The organism is Sinomonas mesophila, assembly GCF_001999765.1.
Classification (GTDB): Bacteria; Actinomycetota; Actinomycetes; order Actinomycetales; family Micrococcaceae; genus Sinomonas; species Sinomonas mesophila.
The window spans coordinates 14,002-35,876 of the sequence record NZ_MTIC01000029.1 but is presented as its reverse complement, the minus strand read 5'-3'; the positions used below and the strand labels follow the sequence as shown (position 1 = coordinate 35,876).

At 72.1% G+C, this 21,875-nt stretch carries 18 protein-coding genes; 4 read left to right on the top strand and 14 right to left on the bottom strand.

Annotated elements, in window-relative coordinates; translation table 11 throughout:
• Positions 1 to 4 precede the first annotated feature (4 nt).
• From BV907_RS17070 to BV907_RS17060, 3 genes are all read right to left on the bottom strand, one after another.
• Complete coding sequence (locus BV907_RS17070) at positions 5 to 1,198, bottom strand: type III polyketide synthase (protein WP_077490950.1); 1,194 nt, start codon at positions 1,196 to 1,198, stop codon at positions 5 to 7.
• Between the two features lie 86 nt (positions 1,199 to 1,284).
• On the bottom strand, positions 1,285 to 2,346 hold the full coding sequence (locus BV907_RS17065) for an App1 family protein phosphatidate phosphatase (protein WP_077490949.1): 1,062 nt from the start codon (positions 2,344 to 2,346) through the stop codon (positions 1,285 to 1,287).
• Between the two features lie 31 nt (positions 2,347 to 2,377).
• Complete coding sequence (locus BV907_RS17060) at positions 2,378 to 3,724, bottom strand: ATP-binding protein (protein ID WP_077490948.1); 1,347 nt, start codon at positions 3,722 to 3,724, stop codon at positions 2,378 to 2,380.
• A gap of 151 nt (positions 3,725 to 3,875) precedes the next feature.
• Here BV907_RS17060 and BV907_RS17055 point away from each other — a divergent pair, with 151 nt between their 5' ends.
• Together BV907_RS17055 and BV907_RS17050 are read left to right on the top strand one after the other, a co-directional pair.
• A complete protein-coding gene (locus BV907_RS17055) occupies positions 3,876 to 4,223 on the top strand; it encodes an antibiotic biosynthesis monooxygenase family protein (RefSeq protein ID WP_077490947.1) in 348 nt (115 codons plus the stop codon).
• A gap of 53 nt (positions 4,224 to 4,276) precedes the next feature.
• Positions 4,277 to 4,807 carry a hypothetical protein gene (locus BV907_RS17050; protein WP_139346854.1) on the top strand — a complete coding sequence of 177 codons (531 nt, stop codon included), beginning with the start codon at positions 4,277 to 4,279 and terminating at the stop codon, positions 4,805 to 4,807.
• 770 nt (positions 4,808 to 5,577) lie between these two features.
• On the opposite strand, the gene BV907_RS17040 is transcribed toward BV907_RS17050, so the two are convergent.
• From BV907_RS17040 to BV907_RS19010, 5 genes are all read right to left on the bottom strand, one after another.
• A complete protein-coding gene (locus tag BV907_RS17040) occupies positions 5,578 to 6,771 on the bottom strand; it encodes a multidrug effflux MFS transporter (protein ID WP_077490944.1) in 1,194 nt (397 codons plus the stop codon).
• A gap of 154 nt (positions 6,772 to 6,925) precedes the next feature.
• Complete coding sequence (locus BV907_RS17035) at positions 6,926 to 7,411, bottom strand: hypothetical protein (RefSeq protein ID WP_077490943.1); 486 nt, start codon at positions 7,409 to 7,411, stop codon at positions 6,926 to 6,928.
• Positions 7,412 to 7,598: 187 nt separating this feature from the next.
• Complete coding sequence (locus BV907_RS17030) at positions 7,599 to 8,450, bottom strand: SGNH/GDSL hydrolase family protein (RefSeq protein ID WP_245828053.1); 852 nt, start codon at positions 8,448 to 8,450, stop codon at positions 7,599 to 7,601.
• A gap of 146 nt (positions 8,451 to 8,596) precedes the next feature.
• Complete coding sequence (locus BV907_RS17025; protein WP_077490942.1) at positions 8,597 to 9,670, bottom strand: siderophore-interacting protein; 1,074 nt, start codon at positions 9,668 to 9,670, stop codon at positions 8,597 to 8,599.
• A 186-nt stretch (positions 9,671 to 9,856) separates the two neighbouring features.
• Positions 9,857 to 10,405, bottom strand: coding sequence for a hypothetical protein (locus BV907_RS19010; protein ID WP_077490941.1), 549 nt, complete (start codon positions 10,403 to 10,405; stop codon positions 9,857 to 9,859).
• 197 nt (positions 10,406 to 10,602) lie between these two features.
• On the opposite strand from BV907_RS19010, the gene BV907_RS17015 reads away from it, so the two are divergent.
• On the top strand, positions 10,603 to 11,526 hold the full coding sequence (locus tag BV907_RS17015) for a response regulator transcription factor (RefSeq protein ID WP_077490940.1): 924 nt from the start codon (positions 10,603 to 10,605) through the stop codon (positions 11,524 to 11,526).
• Between the two features lie 47 nt (positions 11,527 to 11,573).
• On the opposite strand, the gene BV907_RS17010 is transcribed toward BV907_RS17015, so the two are convergent.
• The 3 genes from BV907_RS17010 to BV907_RS17000 are packed head-to-tail and all read right to left on the bottom strand — an operon-like array spanning position 11,574 to position 13,285.
• Positions 11,574 to 11,957, bottom strand: a complete 384-nt coding sequence (locus tag BV907_RS17010) for a hypothetical protein (RefSeq protein WP_077490939.1) — start codon at positions 11,955 to 11,957, stop codon at positions 11,574 to 11,576.
• The gene (locus BV907_RS17005) at positions 11,954 to 12,616 is read right to left on the bottom strand and encodes a signal peptidase I (RefSeq protein ID WP_245828052.1); all 663 of its coding nucleotides are present in this window, start codon (positions 12,614 to 12,616) and stop codon (positions 11,954 to 11,956) included. Before BV907_RS17005 ends, BV907_RS17010 begins: the two co-directional genes overlap by 4 nt.
• 45 nt (positions 12,617 to 12,661) lie before the next feature.
• Positions 12,662 to 13,285, bottom strand: coding sequence for a TasA family protein (locus BV907_RS17000; protein WP_077490938.1), 624 nt, complete (start codon positions 13,283 to 13,285; stop codon positions 12,662 to 12,664).
• 261 nt (positions 13,286 to 13,546) lie between these two features.
• On the opposite strand from BV907_RS17000, the gene BV907_RS16995 reads away from it, so the two are divergent.
• On the top strand, positions 13,547 to 15,688 hold the full coding sequence (locus BV907_RS16995; RefSeq protein ID WP_077490937.1) for an elongation factor G-like protein EF-G2: 2,142 nt from the start codon (positions 13,547 to 13,549) through the stop codon (positions 15,686 to 15,688).
• 279 nt (positions 15,689 to 15,967) lie between these two features.
• Here the strand turns inward: BV907_RS16995 and BV907_RS16990 are convergent, their stop codons facing one another.
• The 3 genes from BV907_RS16990 to BV907_RS16980 are packed head-to-tail and all read right to left on the bottom strand — an operon-like array spanning position 15,968 to position 21,791.
• Positions 15,968 to 19,417, bottom strand: a complete 3,450-nt coding sequence (locus tag BV907_RS16990) for an ATP-binding protein (protein ID WP_077490936.1) — start codon at positions 19,415 to 19,417, stop codon at positions 15,968 to 15,970.
• Complete coding sequence (locus BV907_RS16985) at positions 19,414 to 20,304, bottom strand: DUF4194 domain-containing protein (RefSeq protein WP_077490935.1); 891 nt, start codon at positions 20,302 to 20,304, stop codon at positions 19,414 to 19,416. The genes BV907_RS16990 and BV907_RS16985 overlap by 4 nt, the downstream gene beginning before the upstream one ends.
• Positions 20,304 to 21,791: a DUF3375 family protein gene (locus BV907_RS16980; RefSeq protein ID WP_077490934.1), complete on the bottom strand. Its 1,488-nt coding sequence runs from the start codon at positions 21,789 to 21,791 to the stop codon at positions 20,304 to 20,306. The genes BV907_RS16985 and BV907_RS16980 overlap by 1 nt, the downstream gene beginning before the upstream one ends.
• Positions 21,792 to 21,875 lie beyond the last annotated feature (84 nt).

Sequence of the window (21,875 nt, the reverse complement as noted above, 5' to 3'; positions counted from 1 at the left end):
GCGCCTAGGGCAGGAGCCGGGTCATGAGTGCCGTTTCGACCGTGAGGCCAGGCCCGAAAGCCATGGCGCAGATCCGTTCGGAACCCGGCCCGACACTCGAACCCGCCCCGACCCCCGAACTCGGCCAGGCCCCCGAACCCGGCCCGCGCCCCGAACCCGGCCCGCCGAGGATGTGCTCGAGCACGAACATGACGGTCGCGCTGGACATGTTGCCGAAGTCGCGCAGCGTCTGCCGCGCGGGCGTGGCCTGCGCCTCGCTGAGCCCGAGCCGCGCGACGACCTTGTCCACGATGCTGCGGCCGCCGGGGTGGATGGCCCAGTGCTCGATCTCGGCGTGCGGGAGCGCGGCGAGGGCCGGCTCGCGGGCCAGCAGCGGGGCGAGGGCGCCCGTGATGTGCTCGTCGATGATGTGCGGGACATAGGTGCCCAGGACCATCTCGAAGCCCCGGTCGCCGATGTTCCACGCCATCGTCTCCTCGCCGACGGGCGTGAGGGTCGTCTCGAAGGCGTCGAGGCTCAGCGCGGGGCGCGTGAGCGGGAGGTCCCGCGCGGTGACGACGGCGGCTGCCGCGCCGTCGGCGAAGAGGGACGCGCCGAGGATCGTGTCCGGATCGTTGGAGCTGCGGACGTGCAGGCTGCACAGCTCGACGATCGCGACGAGGACGACGGCGGTCGGGTCGGCGTCGCAGAACGCCTTGGCCGCGCGCAGGGCCGGGAACGCGGCGTAGCAGCCCATGAAGCCGAGGTGGAAGCGCTGCACCGAGGGGTCCAGGCCGAGGTCGCGGACGACCCGGTAGTCGGGGCCGGGGTTGAAGAAGCCCGTGCAGGAGACGGTGACGACGTGCGTGACGTCCTCGGGGCCGATCCCCTCGGCCGCGTCGAGGGCGCGGCGCGCGGTCTTGGTGAAGAGCGGGGTGGCCTCGCGGGCGAAGAGGTCGTTGCGGGTCTTGGTGCTCGGATTCAGGATCGTGCCCGTGGACGAATCGAAGAAGTCGGGGTGGTGGTCGGGGAGGTCCCAGGAGAACTCGGCGACCGCCGAATAGCGGGTGTCGATCGCCGACGCGTCGAAGCACGTCGTGACGAGGCGCTGGCCCAGCCGCGTGAGGCCCTCCTGGGCCGCGAAGACGTCCCTGGCCTCGGGTTGCTTGAGCACGGTGGACGGGACGGCGGTTTCGAGGGACCTCACAAGGACCGGCATGGGCCATTCTCACTATGGGACCGGTGCCCGGGGCAAGGGGTCGGGGGAAATCCGCCGTGGCGGGTGCCCCCGCTGGGGCCCCAGGCTCACAGGATCCCGGCGGCCTCGAGCTGCTCGGCGAGGCCCGCCCCGTCCGGCGCCGACGCCCAGGTGACGTCCGGGCGCGCGGCGGCCTCACCGGCGTCGTGCGTCGTGCCGCCCGAGAAGACGGCCTGGCTCGGGGACAGCTCGCGGATCGCGACGGCGGCGACGGACGCCGGGTGCGCGGCGGCGAACTCGGCGTAGATCGCCTCGTCGTGCTGGCCGTTGTCGCCGACGAGGAGCCAGCGGATCTCCGGGAACTCGGCGGCGAGCCGCACGAGGTTCTCCCGCTTGTGCTCGCGGCCCGAGCGGAACCAGCGGTCGGGCGTCATGCCCCAGTCCGTGAGCAGGAGCGGCCCGGCGGGGTAGAGGTTCCGGCCGAGGAAGCGCGAGAGCGTCGGCGCGGCGTTCCACGGGCCGGTCGAGACGTACACGACGGGGGCCTCGGGATGGTCCGTGGCGAGCCGGTCGAGGAGCACGGCCATGCCCGGGGTGGGCGTGCGCGCCCGCTCGCTCAGCACGAAGGTGTTCCACAGGGCCAGGAACGGGCGTGGGAGGGCGGTGACCATGACGGTGTCGTCGATGTCGGAGACGATCCCGAACCTCGCCTCGGGGGACACGACGAGGATCTGCCCCACGGACGCCTCGGCGCCGTCCGCGCTCATGCGGGCCTCGTGCCACCCCGGCGTGAGCTCGACGTCGACCATCGCGTCGACCACCCCGCCGGAGTCGGCGCGCACGACGGCGCGCGTTCCGCCGATCTCGACCGTCACCTCGGCGTACTCGATCGGCACGGACGTGAACGAGACCCAGCCGCGCACGTTCATGAACGTGTCCTCGCGCCCGTGCAGCCCCGGGCGGGCGTACATGACGCGGGCCAGGACCCGCACGCGCCGTGTGGTCCCGTACCCGCGGTACGCGACGACCTGTGCCACGTAGTCCCCGTTGCGCACCATGCGCGTGCGCATCGCGTTCCACCCACGCCCGAGCCGCTGGGCCACGTTGAAGAGCGGGCGCAGCCGCGGGGTCGCGGCGCGGACGACGTCGTGGGCTGGCTGCACGGTCATGCAACCACTCTGCCAGAGGCGTGCGGTCGGCTCACACGCGGGCCAGTTCGTCGATGTCCTCGAGGAAGGCCGCCGCGACCTCCGCGCCGACCGTCGTCTTGGTCTCGCCGATCGCCTCGAGGTAGTCCTCGGTGGTGGGCCCGCGCCGCCCCGCCGGCTGCCCGCTGGCTCGCTGTGCGGACGTGGCGCCGTCGTCCGACGCCGGCGACCCGCCCGCGTGCTGGCCGCCGTAGACCGCCTTCTCGAGGGCGCGCTGGCTCGCCGAGCGGGCCGCGAACTCGATGTCCGCGGGCGAGAAGCCCTCGGTGCGGGCCACGAGCGCGTCGATGTCCACGTCCCCGATGACGGCGTCCGGGATGAAGCGCTGCCACATGGCCAGGCGGGCCTCGGCGTCGGGCAGGCCGATGGGGATGACGTAGTCGAAGCGGCCGTGGCGCAGGAACGCCGAGTCGAGGGCGCGGATGAAGTTCGTCGCGCAGACGAGGAGGCGGCCGGGCTGCTCGCGGAAGGCCGGGATGATCTTGAGCAGCTCGTTGGTCACGCCCTGGTTGGGGCTCGGCGGATCCCCCGCGCGGTGGGACGCGATCTCCTCGACCTCGTCGAGGAAGACGACGGCGTGCTCGAGCTCGGCGATCTCCGTGAACGTGGTGCGGAGGGCGCCCGCGAGGCCCTCCGGGTCGCCGGCGAGGCGGGACGGGAACACCTCGACGAACGGCCACTCGAGCCGGGACGCGATGGCCTTGGCGAACGTCGTCTTGCCCGTCCCGGGCGGGCCGAAGAGGACGACGGCGCGCGGCGGCACGACGCCGAACTCGTCCGCGAGCTCGGCCTGGGCGAGCGGGAGCACGAGGCGGCGCTCGAGGAGCTGCTTCTCGCGCTTCATGCCCGCGACGTTCTCCCACAGGTCGCGCGGCAGGACGCGGCCGCCGAGCAGGGCGAGGGGCTCGAGCTCGGTGCGCTGGACGGGGATCTGGCGCTCGAAGAAGCGCAGGTTCTTGACGTCCTTGAACCCGCGGGAGAGGAACGCTTCCAAGCGGGTCTCGGTATCCGGCATGAGAGCCGAGAGCTTCGTGAGGCCCAGCGGGGCCATGCGGTTCTCGAGCGCCGAGAGCAGCGCCGTGCCGATGCCGCGCGAGCGCCACTCGGGCAGGGTCGCGAGGAAGACGATCCAACCCTGCTCGTGGGCGGCGCGCCCCACGGCGGCCCCGACGACATCGTCGCCGTGGAGCGCGACGACCGCGTGGTCCTTCTGGCAGCTCGCGAGGACCTCGGAGAGGGAGTAGACCGGCTCGATGCCCGAGGCCGTCATGGCGCTCCACAGGTGGAGGATCCCGTCGAGGTCCGAGGGGTGGAAGTCCCTGATCCGCCAGGTGGTCATGCGCTGCTCCTTCGCTGTGCCCTGAACACGTGGCGCTCCCGGCCGTCCGGGGCCGGGTGCGCTGCTCCCGGCGAGTCTAGCGGCGGGGGGTGGCAGTCAGGTTGCGTCTCGGACGCGACGGGGCCCGGGCGGACCTGCGAGGATCGTGGGCATGAGCATCGTGAAGATCAACGCCATCACCGTCCCCGCCGACTCCGGCGACGAGCTCGCCCGGCGCTTCGCCGCCCGGGCCGGCGCCGTCGACGGCCAGCCCGGCTTCGAGGGCTTCGAGCTGCTGCAGCCCACCGACGGGCGCAACGTCTGGCTCGTTGTGACCCGTTGGGCGGACGAGGAGAGTTTCGAGGCGTGGAAGAACTCGGCGGCGTTCGGGCACGGGCACGGGCGCCCCGCCGCGGGATCCGAGGGCGCCGAGGGCGCCGAGGGCTCGGCGGAGCGGCAGCGCCCGGTCGGCATGTCCGCCGAGCTGTGGAGCTTCGCGCCCGCGGACCTCGGACGGTAGTCCGTCCCCGGCCCTCCTCCTGCTCCTGGCCTTCGCGACCATAGTCTGATGCCGTGGAACGAGTGGTGTTAGACCAAGTTGTCGAGACCGACTACGGACAATTCGACCTCGTCTGGACGGAGGACGGCGGCTTCGACGGCGATTTTGATCGCTTCTTCGCCGGGCAGGTCAACGGATTGGTCGGGGCCTCTGATCCCGATCGCGTGTATGTGAACCTGGCCCGCCGGTCGGGCGGCTCGCCCGTACGCATCGTTCTGTTGGAAGCAATGCCCAAGGATGATGCCGATGCCCCCTGGGAGGACGTCGTCGAGGTGTCATTTATCCTCCCCGAAGGACACGAGATGCGGTGGAGCTCCTGGGCGGGCCTGAGCGGCGGTGTGCTACCTGGCATCCCGCCGGGCAGCTACCGGCTGCGAGCCAGCGCAAACGGACGAGATCAAGGAAGGGAGGGCGAATTTTCTGATCAGCCGGTCGACTTCTATCTCCTCCAATTGTGGCCGGCACCTCCACTGCCGGACGCGGTGCTGCGCACCGGGAGCGAGGACGCCACTTACTGGCATCGCGAGGTAGGTCAACGTCGATAATCGGGGAGCCTTACCCAACTCCGGCGTGACCTGAAAATAAGGCCGAGGAATGTCTGAGAGAATTCCCCGTCGGATAGGACTACGGGATGGGCGGGGTGGTGGGGCACCATGCAAGGCCGAGCTGAAGACGAGATCCATGCGCTCTACCCTCAGGACTTCGACCATGACGCCTGGGAAGTCGAAGCCAAAGGCTACTGTGATGCCGATGTGCGAGTCGACGACTCGCTGATCAGCGTAGGCTTCTACGAGCCGACACGCTTGCGACAATAAATCGCCGATGATTTCGAGGCTGGTGACACTGCATTGGCGGACGTCACCTTCGACGCGGATCCATTGGAATTCTGACGCGTGGAACGAAGGCCTCGTCCAGGGTGGGCCCGGCGAAGCTGACCCCAGTCCGAAGGTAACGATCACCGACGTCTCCGAACGGTGGCGCGGCCTCATCGGGGAGCGCCTCACCGCGTGCACGTTCTCTCATTCGGATCCGCCCAGTGACCTTCGATGGGCGATGAATCTCCACTTCGCCTCCGGCGCGAACCTGGTCATAGCGCTGGGCGAACTGCTGGACGGTCAGCCGAGCTACATGCCCGACACCCTGCTTGTGATTGGGTCGCGGGAAACCGCCGAATCGTACAGCCCCCCCCGGCGGTGCTAGGAACGGCCTGGAGCGATCGCCGTGAGTAGCGTCGTCCGCAGGCCTTCGGCGCGAAGTTCATGGGGACGGTCGCCTCTGGCCTGCCGCCCGCCGTCGTGTTCGTCGCGGCGGCGTTCTACGCGGGGCGGCGGCGCAGGACGGCGACGAGGACGAGCGCGGCGGCGGCCGCCGTCGTCATCATGAGCGCCATGGGCAGGGGCGTGCCCTCGCCTCCGATGCCGGAGAGCGGTGAGACGAGCGCGCCGAAGATGAACTGCGCGAACCCGAGCAGGGCGGAGCCGCTGCCGGAGACGTGGCGGACCTCCTCGAGCGCGAGGGCCGTGGAGTTGCCCATGATGAAGCCGACGCTCGTCACGGCACACCAGATCGGCACCGCGAGGATCCACCGCGGCACGGGCAGGAGGGACACGACGAGGACCGCCGTGCAGAACGCGAGGAGCGATGGCACGGCGACGCCGATCATGCGCTGGGGACCCCAGCGGTGGACGAGGCGCGAGGAGACGTAGCCGGCGGTGATGAGGCCCACGGCATTGACGCCGAACATCGCGCCATAGCCGACGGCCGAGAAGCCCATAACGTTCTGGTAGACGAACGGGGATGCGGAGATGTACGTCATCATCGCGGCGAACGTCAGGGCGAAGAGGGCGCCGTAGCCGAGGTAGCGGGGCACGCGCAGCAGCTGGGCGAAGCCGCCGAGGAGGCTGTGGGCGGCGCGCTGCTCGCGGGGGCGGGTCTCGCGGAACACGGTCGCGACGCACAGCATCATGAGCGCGAAGAGGGCCGCGAGCGTCCACATGATGCCGCGCCAGCCGACGGGGCCCTCGATGAGCGCGCCGATCGAGGGCGCGAGGACGGGGGCGATGCCGCCGACCGTCATCATGAGGCTCATGGTCCGGGCCGTCTCCGAGCCCTTGGTGAGGTCCACGATGATGGCCCGCGCGATCACGATCCCCGCCGCGCCGCACAGGCCCTGCACGAGCCGCGCCGCGACGAGCACCTCGAGGGACGGGGCGAGGGCCGCGAGCACCGAGGCGACGAGGGCGCCGACGTTGCCGATCAGGAGGGGCCGCAGCCGGCCGAAGCGGTCCGAGATGGCACCGAACCCGAGCTGCCCGAACGCCATGCCCACGAGGAAGCCCGTGAGCGTCAGCTGGACCCCCGAGGCCGTGGCCGCGAACTCCTGCTGGACGCGAGGGAAGCCGGGCAGGTACAGGTCGGTGGCGAGCGGCGCCGTCGTGGCCAGGAATGCGAGGGTCAGCAGCCAGGCCGGGTGCAGTCCGCCGCTGCGGCTCAGGGCTGGGAAGGACACGGGATCCGCCGGGAATTGGTTGAGACGTCAGGCACCAGCCAAGCCTAGTGGGTCGGAGAGAGCCCTCCGCCCAAAGGCAAGGCCCCGTCCGGAGGGATCCGGGCGGGGCCTTGCGAGGCGAATCGGCGCAGGAATCCGCGCCGCCCCTCCTCGGCTACAGGCTGTGCTGCTTTCCGTACGAGGAGACGAGATGCTGGTACTCGGCCTTCGCGGCGTCCACCGTGTCGCGGTTGGCGTCCTTGAGCTCGGCGAGCTCGGCCCGGTTCTGCTCCTTCAGGTCGTGGAAGGCCTCGAGGGCGGCCTTCTTGTCGCCGTCGCCGCCCTTGGCGGCGTCGAGGAGCGCGCGCTCCTCAGCGCGGTTGGCCTCCAGCGCAGCCTTCTCGGACTCGCGGGCAGCCTCCCGTGCGGCGGCGAACGCGGCCTTGGCCGCGGCGACCTGCTCCTCGGTCACTGGGGGATCGGTGGGCGGGGGAGCCGGGTAGTCGTCGTCGTGCTCGGCGAGCGGGACGGCCGCGATGGCCGTCGAGGCGGTCGATGTGTGGGTGTTGGCGTTGGCTGCGAAGGCCGCGGTGGACCCGCCAGTCGTGATGGCGAGCGCCGCGACAATCACTGCCGCAGTCCTGTCGAACGAGAAGCCCATGTTCCCTCCTTCAAGGTTGATTGGTCTCTGTCCCCCGCGGCCATCGTGTCAGCCCCCGCGGAGCGATATCAACCGAAATTGGTACGCGTTACGACGATTAATGGAATGTTCATGACATTTTTTGTCAAAACAATTGGAAAAACAATGGGGCCTGTGGCCAACGAGTGGCTCCCCCGGCCTTGAGGCCTTAGCCCACCCAGCCCGGCGTGCGCGCGAGGGCCTCGGGGTGCTTCTCGACGTAACGGCGGAGGCCGCCCTGGCGCGGCACCTTGACAGGCTCCGGCCAGCGGGGCGACAGCGAGTCACCCAGCGTCACGCCACGGAGCTTGCGTCCGATGAGCGGCACGACCCAGTCGCGGACCCACGCCCGCTGGGCCCCCGCCCACTCCCGGGGGGTGCGCCGGAGGGGTGGCTCCCACTCCTTGGTTTTCATGCGGTGCGGGACGCCGAGGTGGTCCAGGACCTGGCGTGCAAGGACTTTGTGGCCCGCCTTGGACATGTGCAGCCGGTCGGCGTCCCACAGGCGCTTGTCCGCGAACTCGTCGAAGCACCAGTAGTCGACGAGGACGGCGTCGAGCTCGCGGGCCAACTCCCGGACGCGGCCGTTGTACTGCCAGTTGCGGCGCTTGAGCGGCTCGAGGAGGGGGTTCACCTTGACGTCGTAGCCCGTGAAGAGCACGAGCGTCGCCCCGGTCGCGGCGAGGCGCCGGACAAAGTCCTCGTACTCGCCGAGCAGCTGGTCCATCGAGGTGCCGACGTCGAGGATGTCGTTGCCGCCCGCATAGACGCTCACAAGGGTGGGCTCGAGGGCGAGGGCCGGCTCGAGCTGCTCGTCGACGATCTGCCTCAGGCGCTTGGAACGGATCGCGAGGTTGGCGTACTCCCAGCCCTTCTCCGCCTTCGCGAGCTTCTCCGCGACGCGGTCCGCCCATCCCCGGACGCCGTTGGGCAGGCCGGGGTTCCAGTCCCCCACGCCTTCGGTGAAGGAGTCGCCCAGGGCGACAAATCTCCTTCGGCCCTCGCGAACGCTTCCAGCCACGCCCGGGAGCCTAAGCGCGCGAGGCCACACGCGGTAGACGTGAGGGTGAACGCGAGGTGACCCGGGTCGCAGGGGACCCGCGTCGCAGGTGACCCCTCAACGCAGGGGGATATGACCCCTCAACGCTGGGTCCTCAACGCTGGCCGTCAACGCTGGGCCACGCCCTGCTTCCAGTAGCCCATGAACGCGACCTGCTCGCGGTTGATCCCGCAGTCGCGCACGAGGTACCGCCGCAGCGCCTTGACCATGCCCGACTCCCCCGCGATCCACGCGTAGAACGGGCGGACGGTCGCCGGGCCGGGCTCGGCGCCGCCGGAGGCATTGCCGAGGCCGGCGCCAGTGGGCTCGGCGCCGAAGAGCCGGCGGTACTGCGGGGTGTCCCACATCAGCTCGCGGTCGGGGCCGACGTCGAGCGGCTCGCCCGCCGCCGTGGCGCGCGCCGGGACGTCGGGGCCGGGGGCGCAGAACGGCTCGAGCACAACGCCCCGCACGGCCTCCGTGAGCAGTTCGCCGTGGGTGCGCTCGCCGCGGGCCAGCCACGTGACGCCGACGTCGGCACGGGTCGGGAGGTCCTGGAAGTCCTCGGCGCCGGGCACCTCGAGAATGGCCTGGCCGGTCATGCCGGCGGGCAGGTCGCGCAGGATCCCGCCGATCGCAGGCAGCGCCGTCTCGTCGCCGACCAGGAGGACGTGGCCTGCGAGGCCGGGCGCGAACTCGATGCCCGCGCACTCGCCGGAGGCGGCGCTTGGGCCGAACACGAGCGCCTTGTCCCCGGGCGCGACGCCCATGGCCCACGTCGCGGCCGGGCCGGAGTGGCCGTCCGCGTCGACGTGAAGGACGAAGTCGACGTCGATCTCCGGGTAGGCCTCGTCGAGCCGGGCCTCGCGGACCGTGTAGCTGCGGATCTCGCCGCGCGTTCCCTCCGGCAGCCCGAGCCAGGTCTGGTACCACGAGGCGCCGTCGCCCGACGGATCGGCCGCGGCCAGCTCGGCGACGCGCGGGAGCGGATGCCCGGGCGAGGGCACGAGCACCTTGATGCGCAGATCCCACGTGGCGCCGTCGGCGTCGGTCGCGAAGTCGCGCAGGCTCGTCCCGCCGAGGGTGAGCCGGCGCAGGTTCGGGGTCAGGTCCCGCACGGCGGCGACGGTGAGCTCGAAGGGGCGCACGACGGCGGCGCGCGCCTGCGTGCGCGGGCGGCTGCTGGAGGTGGGTCGGCTCATGCGACGGCTCCTTCGATACGCGGTGTCGGAGGGGCCGGCGCGTCCGCGAGGCCGGCGGCGCCGAAGAAGCCTCGGCGGGACAGGATCGGGGACTGCACTCGGCTGCTCCTTGGGGTTAGGCGAACCTCAGTAAGGCTAGGCTAAGTCAGCCCGATAACGCAAAGGATACTTCCTGTATTTCGCGGTTCACGGGGCCCCTGATCCGGTGCCGCCGGCTCCCCCGCCCCCTGATCCTCCAGCCCCCGATCCACCGGAACCCGATCCCCCAGACCCCGATCCCTGCTGCTGCTGCCCGCAGACGTGCGTCCGGATCAGTGGCGCCCCAATCCACGACCCGATCCTGGCCTGGATGGTGAGGGTGTAGACGCCGCTTCCCACGGAGGCGGAGCTCTGGCTGAGCGTCACGACGTCGAGGGTCGTCGTGGTGCTGCTGCTGGTGCCGTCCGGCGCGGTGAGGGTGAAGGTGTATGACGTCGCACGCTCGACCTTGCCGTACGCCATGACCGTGACGGTGGCCTGCCTGCCCGAGAGGCCACAGACGAAGTTCGCGTTCACGCTCCCCGGCGCCGGGATGCTGTATGTCGCGACCCGCAGGGAAGCGGCGCCGGCCCCGGTGAACGCGGCCCACGCCCCCGCCGGGGCGAAGACAAGGCCCGAGACGCAGGCCGAGACCAGCACGCAGAGGCGGAATCGCGCGCGGCCCGGCGATACCGCCGTGTCCCTTGCGTGTGCCATCCGGGCGCTGCCTTCCCTGCCGTGTTGTTCTGATGCCCTACCCCCAGGCCATGCTCCCAGCCACCCCTCAAGCGCGCCCGGCACAAAGGCTCAAGTTTTTCTCAACCGGTGTGCCCGGTCCGGGCTTGGCTGTGGCCAGTGATGTCGCAGTGGCCAATGATGTGGGAGTGCTGGATCGTCTGCCAGACTTGACGTCTATGGAGCACGAATTGGCCGATCGGCGCGCGGTGGTCATCGAGGATGACGCCGACGTCCGGATGCTCCTGGCCAGGACGCTGCAGCGGCACGGCTTCGAGGTGGCCGAGGCCGCCACCGGAGCCGAGGGTCTGCGCCTCGCCCGAGAGCACGAGCCGGACCTCGTGACGCTCGATCTCAACCTGCCCGACCTGGATGGGACGGAGGTGTGCCGACGGCTGCGGGAGTTCTCCGACGCGTACGTCGTCATGATCACGGGCCGCGCCGAGGAGATCGACGAGCTCATCGGCCTCCAGATCGGAGCCGACGACTACATCAGCAAGCCCTTCAGCCCCCGCACGGTCCAGGCCAGGGTCGAGGCCATGTTCCGCCGTCCGCGCGCCACCGCGCCGAAGGCATCGGCCCCGGATGCCGCTGGCCTGGACCATCCCGGACCCCCGCCAGCTCCTCCGGTCCCGCTGGCCTCAACCGGCTTCCCGGCCTCAGCTGCTCCCCCTGCCCGCGCGGCTTCCCCCCTCCAGCCTGCACCGGCCCCCTATGTCCCGGCGCCCTACGTCCCGGCGACCCAATCACCGGCGCCCGAGCCACCGGCGCCCGAGCCACCGGCGCCCGACGGCCAGAGGCTGGCCCACGGCCCGCTCGTCGTCGACCTCGACGCTCGCGTCGTCGAGGTCGACGGCAAAGAAGTCGCCCTGACCCGCACGGAGTTCGACCTGCTGGCGCTCATGGTCTGCTCCCCGCGCCGGGTGTGGACCCGCGAGATGCTCCTGCGCTCCGTGTGGGGCGACGAGTGGGCCTCGGATGAGCATCTGGTCGAGGTCCATGTGGGCAACCTCCGCCGCAAGCTCGGAGACCGGGGCCGCAGCCCGCGCTTCATCCGCACTGTGCGCGGCGTCGGCTACGGGATGATGGCCCCGCAGTCCTGACCCTCCGGCCTGACCTTCCGGCCCTCCGCCGCCGTCACGCGGCAGCCTCATGGCCAGCCGACGACCCCGACGGCCTCGACGAGGGCCGCGCAGGCGGCATCGGCGTCGTCCACGAGGCGGCGGACCGACTCGGCGGCGAGTGCGGCCCGGCCGGCCAGCACCTCCCCATCGAGGAGGCGCGCCTCGCGCTCGAGCCTGAGGGCGCCGACCATCGACGCCGACACCGCGAGGCTCACGAGCGACACGTGGGCGGCTTCCGTCCTCCCCCCGTCGAGGGCGGCCGCGATGGAATGGATCCGGCCCGGAAGGAGCTTGACGAAGGACGCCGCGAAGTCGCGGGCGTCTGCCGGCGACGCGAGGTCTGAGGCCAGGTCGTCGAGGCATGCCCTGTCGAGGACCGGGATCTCCGCGGGTTCCACGGTCGTCGTCACCCACTCTCCGTCCGGGCCGGGCGGGCCTCCCGGCGCCAGATCGAGTGCAGCGCGACGGCCACGAAGGCGGCCGCGGCGGCGTACATGAGCGCCGTCGAGACCCCTCCCTGCCGGAGGAAGCGGATGGCGTCCCCGAGGTGTGGAACGACGGCGGCGGTGGTGTAGACGGCGTTGTCCGTGATGACGGCCGTCCAGGGGTCGAGCCCGTTGTTCGCGTCGCCCCGCGTCCGCACGAGCGTCGTCCCGTCGCCCGGGCGGGTGACCTCGATGACGCGGTGGGTCTCGACCCGCTGGTCGCCGACCGGGATGTGGTAGGTGAGGACATCACCGACCTTGAGCTGCGAAGTCGGGGTTCGCACGCTCACGACGACGTCGCCCGAGTTGATCATGGGCGCCATCGAGCCGGTCAGCATCGTCGAGGTCTGGTAGCCGAGCACGCGCGGCCCGACCGCGAGGAACAGGAACGCGGCGAGCGCGACGCCGACCGCGAGGCCCAGCGCCGCCCGCCCGAGCACTCGGGCGGAGGCGAGCAGAAGCCGGAGGTCGCTCCGCCGGGCCTCCCGCCCGCGGGAGGGGACGCGGGCGGGCTGCGCGGCGCCGGGGGTCTCGGTGACAGCCTCGTCGAGGACGGACATGTCGGTGGACACGGCGGTGGGCATCGCGGCCTCCTGGCGGTTCTGGTCGGAGCCGGCTCAGTCAGCGGTTCACTTGCTCGTCGCGGTGCGCTGCGTGCCAGTGAAGGCGAACTGGACGGTGCTCGACTTCCCCTGGAAGTCGTTGTTCGCGGCCGCCGGGAGGGACACCGTGACGCGCAGGTTGTCCGTCTGCCCCAAGCCGACCGCCGCGAGGTTCGAGAGCGCGACGTTCGCGCCGATGATCGCGCGCGAGGCGAGAACGGACGACGTCGTGCCCGAGCACGTGTAGGTGTAGCCGCCGCTGGGCGCGTCGGCCTCGGTCCACGCGACCGAGCAGCGGTCGATCGTCACCTGCAGGCCGCTCGCGCCGTCGGTGTCGAGGATCGAGGAGGTGGTCGCCGTCGTCGTGAGCGTGACGGCGGAGAGATCCTGGTTGCCGCTGTTCGTCAGGGTGACGGCGCGCTGCACCGAGTCGCCGGGGACGATCCCGGTGGCCGCGACGTCGAGGCGGTTGGCGGCCGTGCCGGAGGCACCGAGGCCGATGACGACGGTCCCGGAGGAGACCGTCTCGCTCGCGGACGTCGTGGAGGTGAAGGCGCCGTACGTGCCCAGGCCTGCAACGCTCGCCGCGGCGCCGATCAGCGCGGCTGAGGCCAGGATTTTGCCTGACGTGGAGTTGAGGCGGATGCCCATGGTCGTATCCTTGTCTTCCGCCGGGCTCGTGCCGGCCCGGTCTGTGCTTGTCGGCCAGCCCAGCGGCCGGCACTGACAACTCTCGGCCGGGGACTTCAACGCCAACGCCATGCGGGTGACAAGAAAACTTCAAGATCAGCTCAAGCGGGGCCGAATCGCTCTGACCCCTCGCGCACTCGCCCCGAAAGCAGCAGGATTAAGGCCTGTACCGGATGAGGGATCCATCCGCCGGCTGGAGACCTCCGTGAACGGGAGGTGCGCATGTCGGGGAAAGGAACACCCAGCTCGGCCAAGGGACCGGGCCGCAACGACGTCTCGGGGCCGGGAGTCGTCGTCGAGCGGCCCGAACAGATCCGCAACGTGGCCCTCGTGGGCCACTCGGGTGCCGGCAAGACGATGCTGCTCGAGGCGCTCCTGGCCTCGACCGGGGCGATCTCGCGCCGGGGCTCGATCGAGGACGGAACCACGGTCGGCGACTCCGACCCCTCTGCCGTCAAGCAGCAGCGGTCGGTCGCGCTCTCGGTGGCGCCCGTCGTCGTCGGCGAGGTCAAGGTGAACCTCATCGACACACCGGGCTACGCGGACTTCATCGGCGAGCTGCGCGCGGCGCTGCGCGCGGCGGACGGGGCACTGTTCGTCGTCTCGGCGGTCGACGGCGTGGACGCGGCGACGACCGCGCTGTGGGCCGAGTGCGAGCGCATCGGGATGCCACGCGCCGTCGTCATCAGCAGACTCGACCACCCGCGCGCGAACTACGACGCCGCCCTCGCCGCGACCCGCGAGGCCTTCGGCGAATCCGTGCTGCCGCTCTACGTGCCCATGCGCGACGGCGACGAGCTCACGGGCCTCCTCGGCCTCATCTCCGGGACCGTCTCCGACTACTCCGGCGACCGGCTCCAGCCCGACACCCGGCCGGCGAAATCCGAGGAGCTCGCCGGCTGGGAGACCGCGCGCGGCGAGCTGATCGAGGGCATCATCGCCGAGAGCGAGGACGAGACCCTCATGGACCGGTACCTCGGCGGCGAGGACATCGATCTCGACGCCATCGTGGCCGACCTCGAGACGGCGGTCGCACGAGGCTCGTTCTTCCCGGTCATCCCGACGTCGGCCACGGCCGGCGTCGGCACAGCGGAGGTCCTCGAGGTGCTCACCCGGGGCTTCCCCTCGCCGCTCGAGCACGCCGTCCCGCCCGCGACGACGCTCGACGGCGCCCCCGCACCGACGCTGCGCTGCGACCCCGACGGGCCACTCGCCGGCGAGGTGGTCCGCACGACCGTGGACCCGTTCCTCGGCCGCGTGTGCCTGGTGCGGCTCTTCTCCGGGACCCTGCACGAGGACACCCCGGTCCACGTGGGCCGGCACGGCCTCGCCGACCGCGGCCACCCCGACCACGACAGCGACGAGCGCATCGGGCACCTGTACTCGCCCTTCGGGACGAACCTGCGCGCCGTCCCGGCGGCCGTGGCCGGGGACCTGTGCTCCCTCGCGAAGCTCGCCGTCGCCGAGACCGGGGACACGGTGTCCTCCCGCGAAGCGCCCCTGCTCGTGGACACGTGGGACATGCCCGAGCCCCTCATGCCAGTCGCCGTCGAGGCGGCGTCGCACGGCGACGAGGACGCGCTCGCCAAGGCGCTCGGCAAGGTCGCGGCCGCGGACCCGACGCTGCGCGTCGAGCGGAACCCCGAGACGCACCAGCTCGTGCTGTGGTGCATGGGCGAGGCGCACGCCGACGTCGTGCTGGACCGGCTGCGGGACCAGGGCGTCAAGCTCCAGACGGTCGACGTCGTCACGCCCCTGCGCGAGACGTTCGCCGAGTCCGCGTCGGGCCACGGGAGGTACGTCAAGCAGTCCGGCGGGCACGGGCAGTACGCGATCTGCGACATCGAGGTCGAGCCGCTCGAGCGCGGCGGGGGGTTCGAGTTCGTGGACAAGATCGTGGGCGGCGTCATCTCGGGCACCTTCATCTCATCCGTCGAGAAGGGCGTCCGGGCGCAGATGGCCAAGGGTGTCGCGGAGGGCTTCCCCGTCGTCGACATCCGCGTGACGCTCATCGGCGGCAAGATGCACAGCGTGGACTCCTCGGACGCCGCGTTCCAGTCCGCAGGGGCACTCGCGTTGCGCGAGGCCGCCGCGGCGGCGCGGATCCAGCTGCTCGAGCCCGTCTCGCTCGTGACCATCAGCGTCCCGGACGAGTACGTCGGCGCCGTCATGAGCGACCTCTCGGCGCGCCGCGGGCGGCTCACGGGCACGACGTCGGCGGGCGGGGAGACGACGGAGGTCACCGCCGAGGTGCCCGATGTCGAGCTGCTGCGCTACGCCGTCGACCTCCGCGCGCTCACCGCCGGGACCGGGCGGTTCCGGCGCGAGTATGTGCGGCACGACCCGGCCCCCAAGGCCGGCTAGCCCACCCACGTTGCGGGGTCACCTCCCTGCGTTGCGGGGTCACCTCCCAGCGTTGCGGGGTCACCTCCCTGCGTTGCGGGGTCACCTCCCAGCGTTGCGGGGTCACCTCCCTGCGTTGCGGGGTCACCTCCCAGCGTTGCGGGGTCAATGACCTAACATTGGCTCCGCGTCCCAGGGACGTGACCCTGCATCGTTGAGAGGTGACCCCGCATCCTTGGTACGTGACCCCGCATCGTTGAGAGGTGACCCCGCAACGTTGGGACGTGACCCTGCGTCCTCCTAGCGGAGGATGATGTCCACCGGGTTGGCCTGGGACCTCGGGCCTGTGCCGTCGCCGGACAGGCCGGACGGCCCACCCTCGATGAGGCCCGACCGGTTCGTGCGCTTGTCCCGGAGGATCTCCGTGACGGAACCGAGGTACCGCGAGAGGTCGATGACGTTCTCCGGCGCCGCGAGCAGGAGCTGGAACCCGAACTCGTGCAGCGCCGAGATGCCCGCCCCGGCGAACTCCTCGGACGCGAGCACGAAGGCCTCGTCCATCATGACCGTCCCGTAGCTCGTAAACCCCTGCTCCGCGATCCCCAGCTGGTAGCTCAGCGCCGCCGCCATGATGAACGCCGTGAAGCGCTGCCGCTCGCCGCCGGACATCGAGCCGGTGTCCGCGTGCACGAACACCTCATCCCGCACCTCCCCGTCCCCCGAGCGCGACACGCGGTGCTCCTTGCACGAGATGAACACGTGAGTACGCACATCGAGCACCTCGGCCCGCCACCGCCGGTCCTCGGGCGTGTGCGAGGCGAGCCGCTTCACGAGCGCCTCGAGCGTCTTGTAGCGGATGGTCAGCGCGTCCTCGCCCGAAGCAGCAGCGGCACCCGCAGCGGCCGCAGCGCCGGCTGGCCCCCCGCCGTCGTGCGCATGGCGCGCCGTGAGCGCCGAGACGATCGCGTCCTTGAACTGCCTTGCCGAGGACGGAACGGTCTGGCGGATGTCGAGCTCGAGGTACGAGCCCTCGTGGAAGTTGACGCCCGCGAGGATCGAGTTGAGCGGCAGGATGCGCTGCGAGATGCCGCGCCGTTCCTCGTCGAGCAGATGCAGGAGCGTCGAGAACGACTCGTGCGTGCGCTGGGCGAAGAACTCGCGGAACTGCGCCTCCTGCGTGGGCAGGCCCTCCGAGACGATCTGGTGGTAGCGGGCCTCGAACGCCTCCGCGGCCGCGACGGAGACGCCGTGGTCCGCCGAGACGACCGAGCCCCAGTCGCGCTGGAACTGCTCGAAGATGCGCGTGAGCTTCTCGGCGGCGGTCTGCGCGCGGCTCTCGGCGGCGTGGACCTGCGCGACGATCCGGGCGTGCACCTCGGCGGCGATCCGGTCGAGGTCGTGCTGGTCCTCGGGCTCGCCAGCCTCGGCGAAGAGCGGGGAGAGCACTTCGTGGGCGGCGTCCGACGGCGGGGCCTCGGCCAGGCGGGCGCGCGCGGCCTCGAGGAGGCGGTCGGCGCTCATGAGCTGGGCGTCGAGCTGGCGGTACTCGCTCTGCAGCACGGCCGCGGCCTCGGTCGAGCCCTGGTGCTCGGCGCGGGCCGCCTCGACCTTGGCGCGCAGCGGCTCGAGGTCGCTCTGCGCGGCGAGGGCGTCCTCGAGGCGTGCCTCGATCCGGTGCAGCTCCTCCTCGGCGACCTCGGACGAGACCTCCTCCCAGGCCCGCGCGTCCTCGGCGACCCGGCGCAGCGCTTCGAGCCGGCGGGCGAGGCCCTGGTGCGAGTCCTCGCTCGCCTGCGCGGCCTCCGCCGCCTCAGTGAGAGCGGCCTCGAGCCCGAGCACGCGCGCGGCGAGGAGCTCGAGCTTCGGCGCGTTGTCGAAGCCGAGCACGAAGTCGGCGCGGGCGGCGAAGCGGTCGTCCTTCTCGACGCTCCCGCGGCCCCGCTTGACGACGCCGCCGAGGCTCACCCCGCGCTCGACCCCGGCGAGCTCGTCGGGATCCTCGACGCACGCGTAGGCGAAGTCGGCGGCGATCCGCTCCCGGAGGTAGTCGCCCGCCTCTCCGGGGAGGATCTGGAGCTTGGTCAGGAGGTCGCCCTCGGGCGCGTCCTCGAGGGCGAGCTCGGCGCCCGGCACCCGCGCGGAGAGGTCGACGGCGCGCAGGGCCCCGCGGATCGCGTTCCCGTCGAGGTAGCGGGTCACCGCCGCGAAGTGCCGGCCGGGGACGAGCAGGGTCGTCGCGAGCGAGCGGAGCGCCCGCTCCGCGGCGGGCCGCCAGCGCTCGTGCTCCTCGGCGAGGTCGATGAGCTCGCCGCCGAACGGCATCTCCTCCTCCGCAATGCCGAGGGCTGCGGCGATCGCGGCACGGTTCTCGACGGCCGACGGCGGCAGGAGGCTCTTGCGCTCGGCGAGCGAGGCGAGCTCGCGGCGGGCCTCGGCGAGCTCGCGCTTGGCGGTCGCGTGCGCGTCGAACGCCTCGAAGCGCGCCTCCCTGAGTGCGGCCGTGTCCCCCTCGGTCGCCTCGAGGGCCTCGGCGGCCCGGCGGCGCGCGTCCGCCCACCCGTCGGCCGAGAACGGCAGCTGCAGCCCGGCGTCGTGCATCCCGGCCTTGGCCGCTGCCTCGACCTCGCGGCGCAGCCGCAGGCCGACGGCCGCGTTCTCGCGGGCCTGCTCGAGGGTGGAGATCTGGTTGCCGCCGGCGTTGTTGTACTCGTTCTCGAGCGAGCGGAGCTCCTTCGCGAGCGCGTCGCGGCGGTGCCGCTCGGCGGAGAGCTCCTTGGCCTTGGCCTGGGCGCGCGTGCGCACGTCGGCGAGCGCGCGCTCGTGGACAGCGACGGCGTGCGCCTGCCGGACGGCGTCGAACGGGCCTGCCGCGAGCCCGCGGAGCCGCTCGGCTTCCGCGAGGGCCTGGGCGTGCTCCCGGTTGAGGGCCGGGACGGGCGAGAGCTGGTCGCGCTGGAGCCGCACGTCCTCGAGCCGGGCGCGGATCGACATGAGGTTGCCGAACTCCTCAACCACCTCGTCCGCGGCCGCGAGGGTGGCCGGCGGGTCGAGGACCTGGTCGCGGAAGAAGCTGTTGACGCTCCCGCCGAGGCCCTTGCCGGCCTGGATGACGCGCAGGAGCGGCAGGGCCTGGTCGCTGGAGATGCCGAGCAGCCGGCGGAAGCGCTCGGCGAAGGCCTTGTGCACGTCGAAGACCTGGGCACTGGGGAAGAGCGCCTCGAGGGCCGAGCGCGTCAACCGCCGGTCCGCGACCCCCTCGACGGCGGGGACGTCCAGAGGCGCCGAGTCGATGAGGTAGAAGCGGCCCAGGCTCGACTCCGTGCCGTTCTTGGGCAGGTCGAAGAGCGCCGAGAGGGTGTGGCGCGTGCCCGCGGCGTTGTCGAAGGTGAGCGCGACGGCGCTCCACGTCGCGCCGGGGCGCTGGAACGCGCTCGCCTGGCCCTCGCCGACCGCGACGTCGCCGACCTTGCCGCGCATGTAGGTGTAGGTGGTGCGGCGGTCCTCGCTCGAGCCCGCGCGGGCCGCGGCGGCCTCGTTCGAGCGCGGGCGGGCGTCGAACACGCGGGCGATCGCGTCGAAGAGCGTCGACTTCCCCACGCCCGAGTTGCCCGTGAGCATCGTGCCGTTGCGGTCCACGTGCATCGTGTGCGCGCCGTGGAACGTGCCCCAGTTGACGATCTGGACGAGGGACAGGCGGTACTGCCCCGGGTTGACCTCGGTGCCGAGCGGCAGCATGGTCGCGATGCTCACGCAGTGGCCTCCTCATCCTCGCCGAGGTGGGGGTCTGGGCCGCCGAGACGGGGGCCTGCGGCGTCCTCCGCGGCGTCGTCGCCGAGGGCGAGCTGCCCGCCGGCCTGCGCCAGCCCGCCGTCGTGCGCCAGCCCGCCGTCGTGCGCCGGGCCTGCGGCGAGCGACTCGAGGTGCCGCGTCACGTCCCCGATGTTTTCGAACGGCAGGGCGAGGGGCAGGGCGTTGGAGATGAGGTAGACGTCCTCGAGGGGGGTGGGGAGGAGCAGGCGACGGGCCTGGAGCTTCGCGACGGCGCGGGCCACGGTGTCGGCGTCGCGGAGGGCGTCCTGCTCCTCGGCGGGACGGTAGTGGGCGACGACGTCGGCGAGCTCCTCGAGCGTGACCGTCGGCTCGGTCTGGGCGGCCGTGTGGCGGTCGAGCAGGAGCCGCAGCCGCAGGAGCAGGATCGTCTCGACGCGGCTCAGCGCGCGCTGCTGGCGCAGCACCGTGGAGCGCGAGGCCGTCCCGAGCAGCTCCGGGTCGATGGGGCGCAGGACGGCGATCTTCCGCTCGTGGTCGATCTGCAGCCGCAGGAACAGCTCCGAAAGCCGCGAGCGCAGCACATCCTCGTGGTCCAGGAGCGTGGTCCAGCCCTTCTCGTCGCGGCCGCCGTCGAGGTACGGGCCCTTGAGCAGGCGCACGAGGACCTGGCGCACCTTGAGCGTGAGCTCGCCCGTGTCGCCGTCGTAGAGCACGACGGCGGGGCGGACCGGGCGCGTCGGCTCGCCTGTGCGGTGGCCGGGCAGCGGGCCCGGGCCGTCGGCGTCGTGCGCGGGCTCCGGGACGGTGGGCGGATCCGGCTCGGCCGCCGAGTCCACCTCGGCCACCGGTGCGTTGTCCTCGGGCATCAGCTTTCCCCTCCAGCGGTGACGGTGACGGACGGCAGGTAGGCGGTGCGGCGGGAGCCGTCGATCTGGCCGAACTCGAGCGGCCCCCACGCCCCGCGGTCGAAGTCCGCGCCGCGGTGCAGCAGCTCGGACAGGAGCGCGCGGATCGAGTTGATGTGCTGCTCCCCCGCGGGCAGGCGCTCCCACACCTCGGGCAGGGTCGCGCGGCCGCCGCCGTCGGCGAGCGCGAGGTCGAGCGCCTCCCGCAGTGCCGCCGCCCGTGCCTTCGCCGTGCGGGCCGAGCGGACGCGGTCCTCGGAGCCGAAGCTGATCGGCTCGGCGAGCCGGGGCGGCGGGGCGAGCTCGTCCGGGTCGAAGAGCTTGACCATGGACAGCGACTCGAACTCGCCCCCGAAGAGCTCGGGCGCCGGCGCGAAGCCGGACTCCTCGCGGACGTACGGGAGCCGGCGGACGGCCTGCTCGGCGCGGCGGATCGCCTCGCGCAGGCGCACGGACTGGCGGTAGTCGTCGCTCTGGACGTACGTGTTGAGGCTCTCGGAGAGCTTGCCGTAGATGCGCTGGATCTGGGTGTTGGCCTCGCGCAGCTCGGCGACGAGGTGGCGGAGCGTCTCGCGCTCCTCGTGCCCGAGCCCGTCCGCGAAGTCGCGCGAGAGGACCTCGGCGATCGCGGCGCGGAAGCGCATCTGCTGCTCGGGGTTCTCGAGGAAGGCCGTGAACGAGCGGAACGTGCGGCCCTCGCTCGAGGCGCGCAGTCGGCGGTCCGCCTCGAGGACCTGGGCCATGGTCGCGCCCTTGCTGAGCGACTCCTCGATGATCTGGTTCCGCAGCTGGCCCACGGACTCCTCGAGCGCAGCGCGCATGCGCTTGAAGTCCGCGGGAAGGCCGCCGGCGAGGTCGAGGATGTTCTCGGCCGCCTCGAGCGCGTTCTCGTCGTCGAGCCCGGCCGTCTGCTCGCCGGTCCGCAGGGCCCGCACGAGCTCGCGGCGCTCCTCGATCTCGGCCTCGAGGGCCTCGATGCGGGCGGACGTGTCCGGGTTGGTCTCGCGTGCGAGGCGCTCGACGTCGGCCAGGAGCGTCCCGAGGCGGGAGCCCGTGAGCGTCGAGCGGTCGGAGGAGAGGGCCTCGAGGAACGCGAGGACGCGGGCGGCGGCCTCGGTGAGCTCGTAGACAATCCGCCCGCCCTGTGCGCGGCGGGTCAGGAAGCGGCGCCGGGTCCAGTCGTCGGCGACGGCGCGCCCCGTCGCGGTGCCGGCCGTCACGGGGGTGCCGGCGGCGGCGTCGCGGGCGCGCAGGTCCTCGAGGAAGCCGTCGAGCTCCTCGTGCAGCTCCTCGAGGCCGACCTGCGGCCGGTTGCGCGTGAACGCCGTCTGGAGCGCGGCGATGGTCCAGGGCGCCGAGCGCGTGAGCGCCCACGCGGGTCCGCGGTGGAGCGACTCGAGCTCGGCAAGCCGCGCGAGCGTGGCGGACGACGGCGCGGCGCCGGGCACACTGCCGGGTGCGGCGGGGTGGGCGGCGGGCGGCGCGGGCATGGCGGAGTGCGTGCCGGGAGCCGTGTGTGCGGCGGGGGCTCG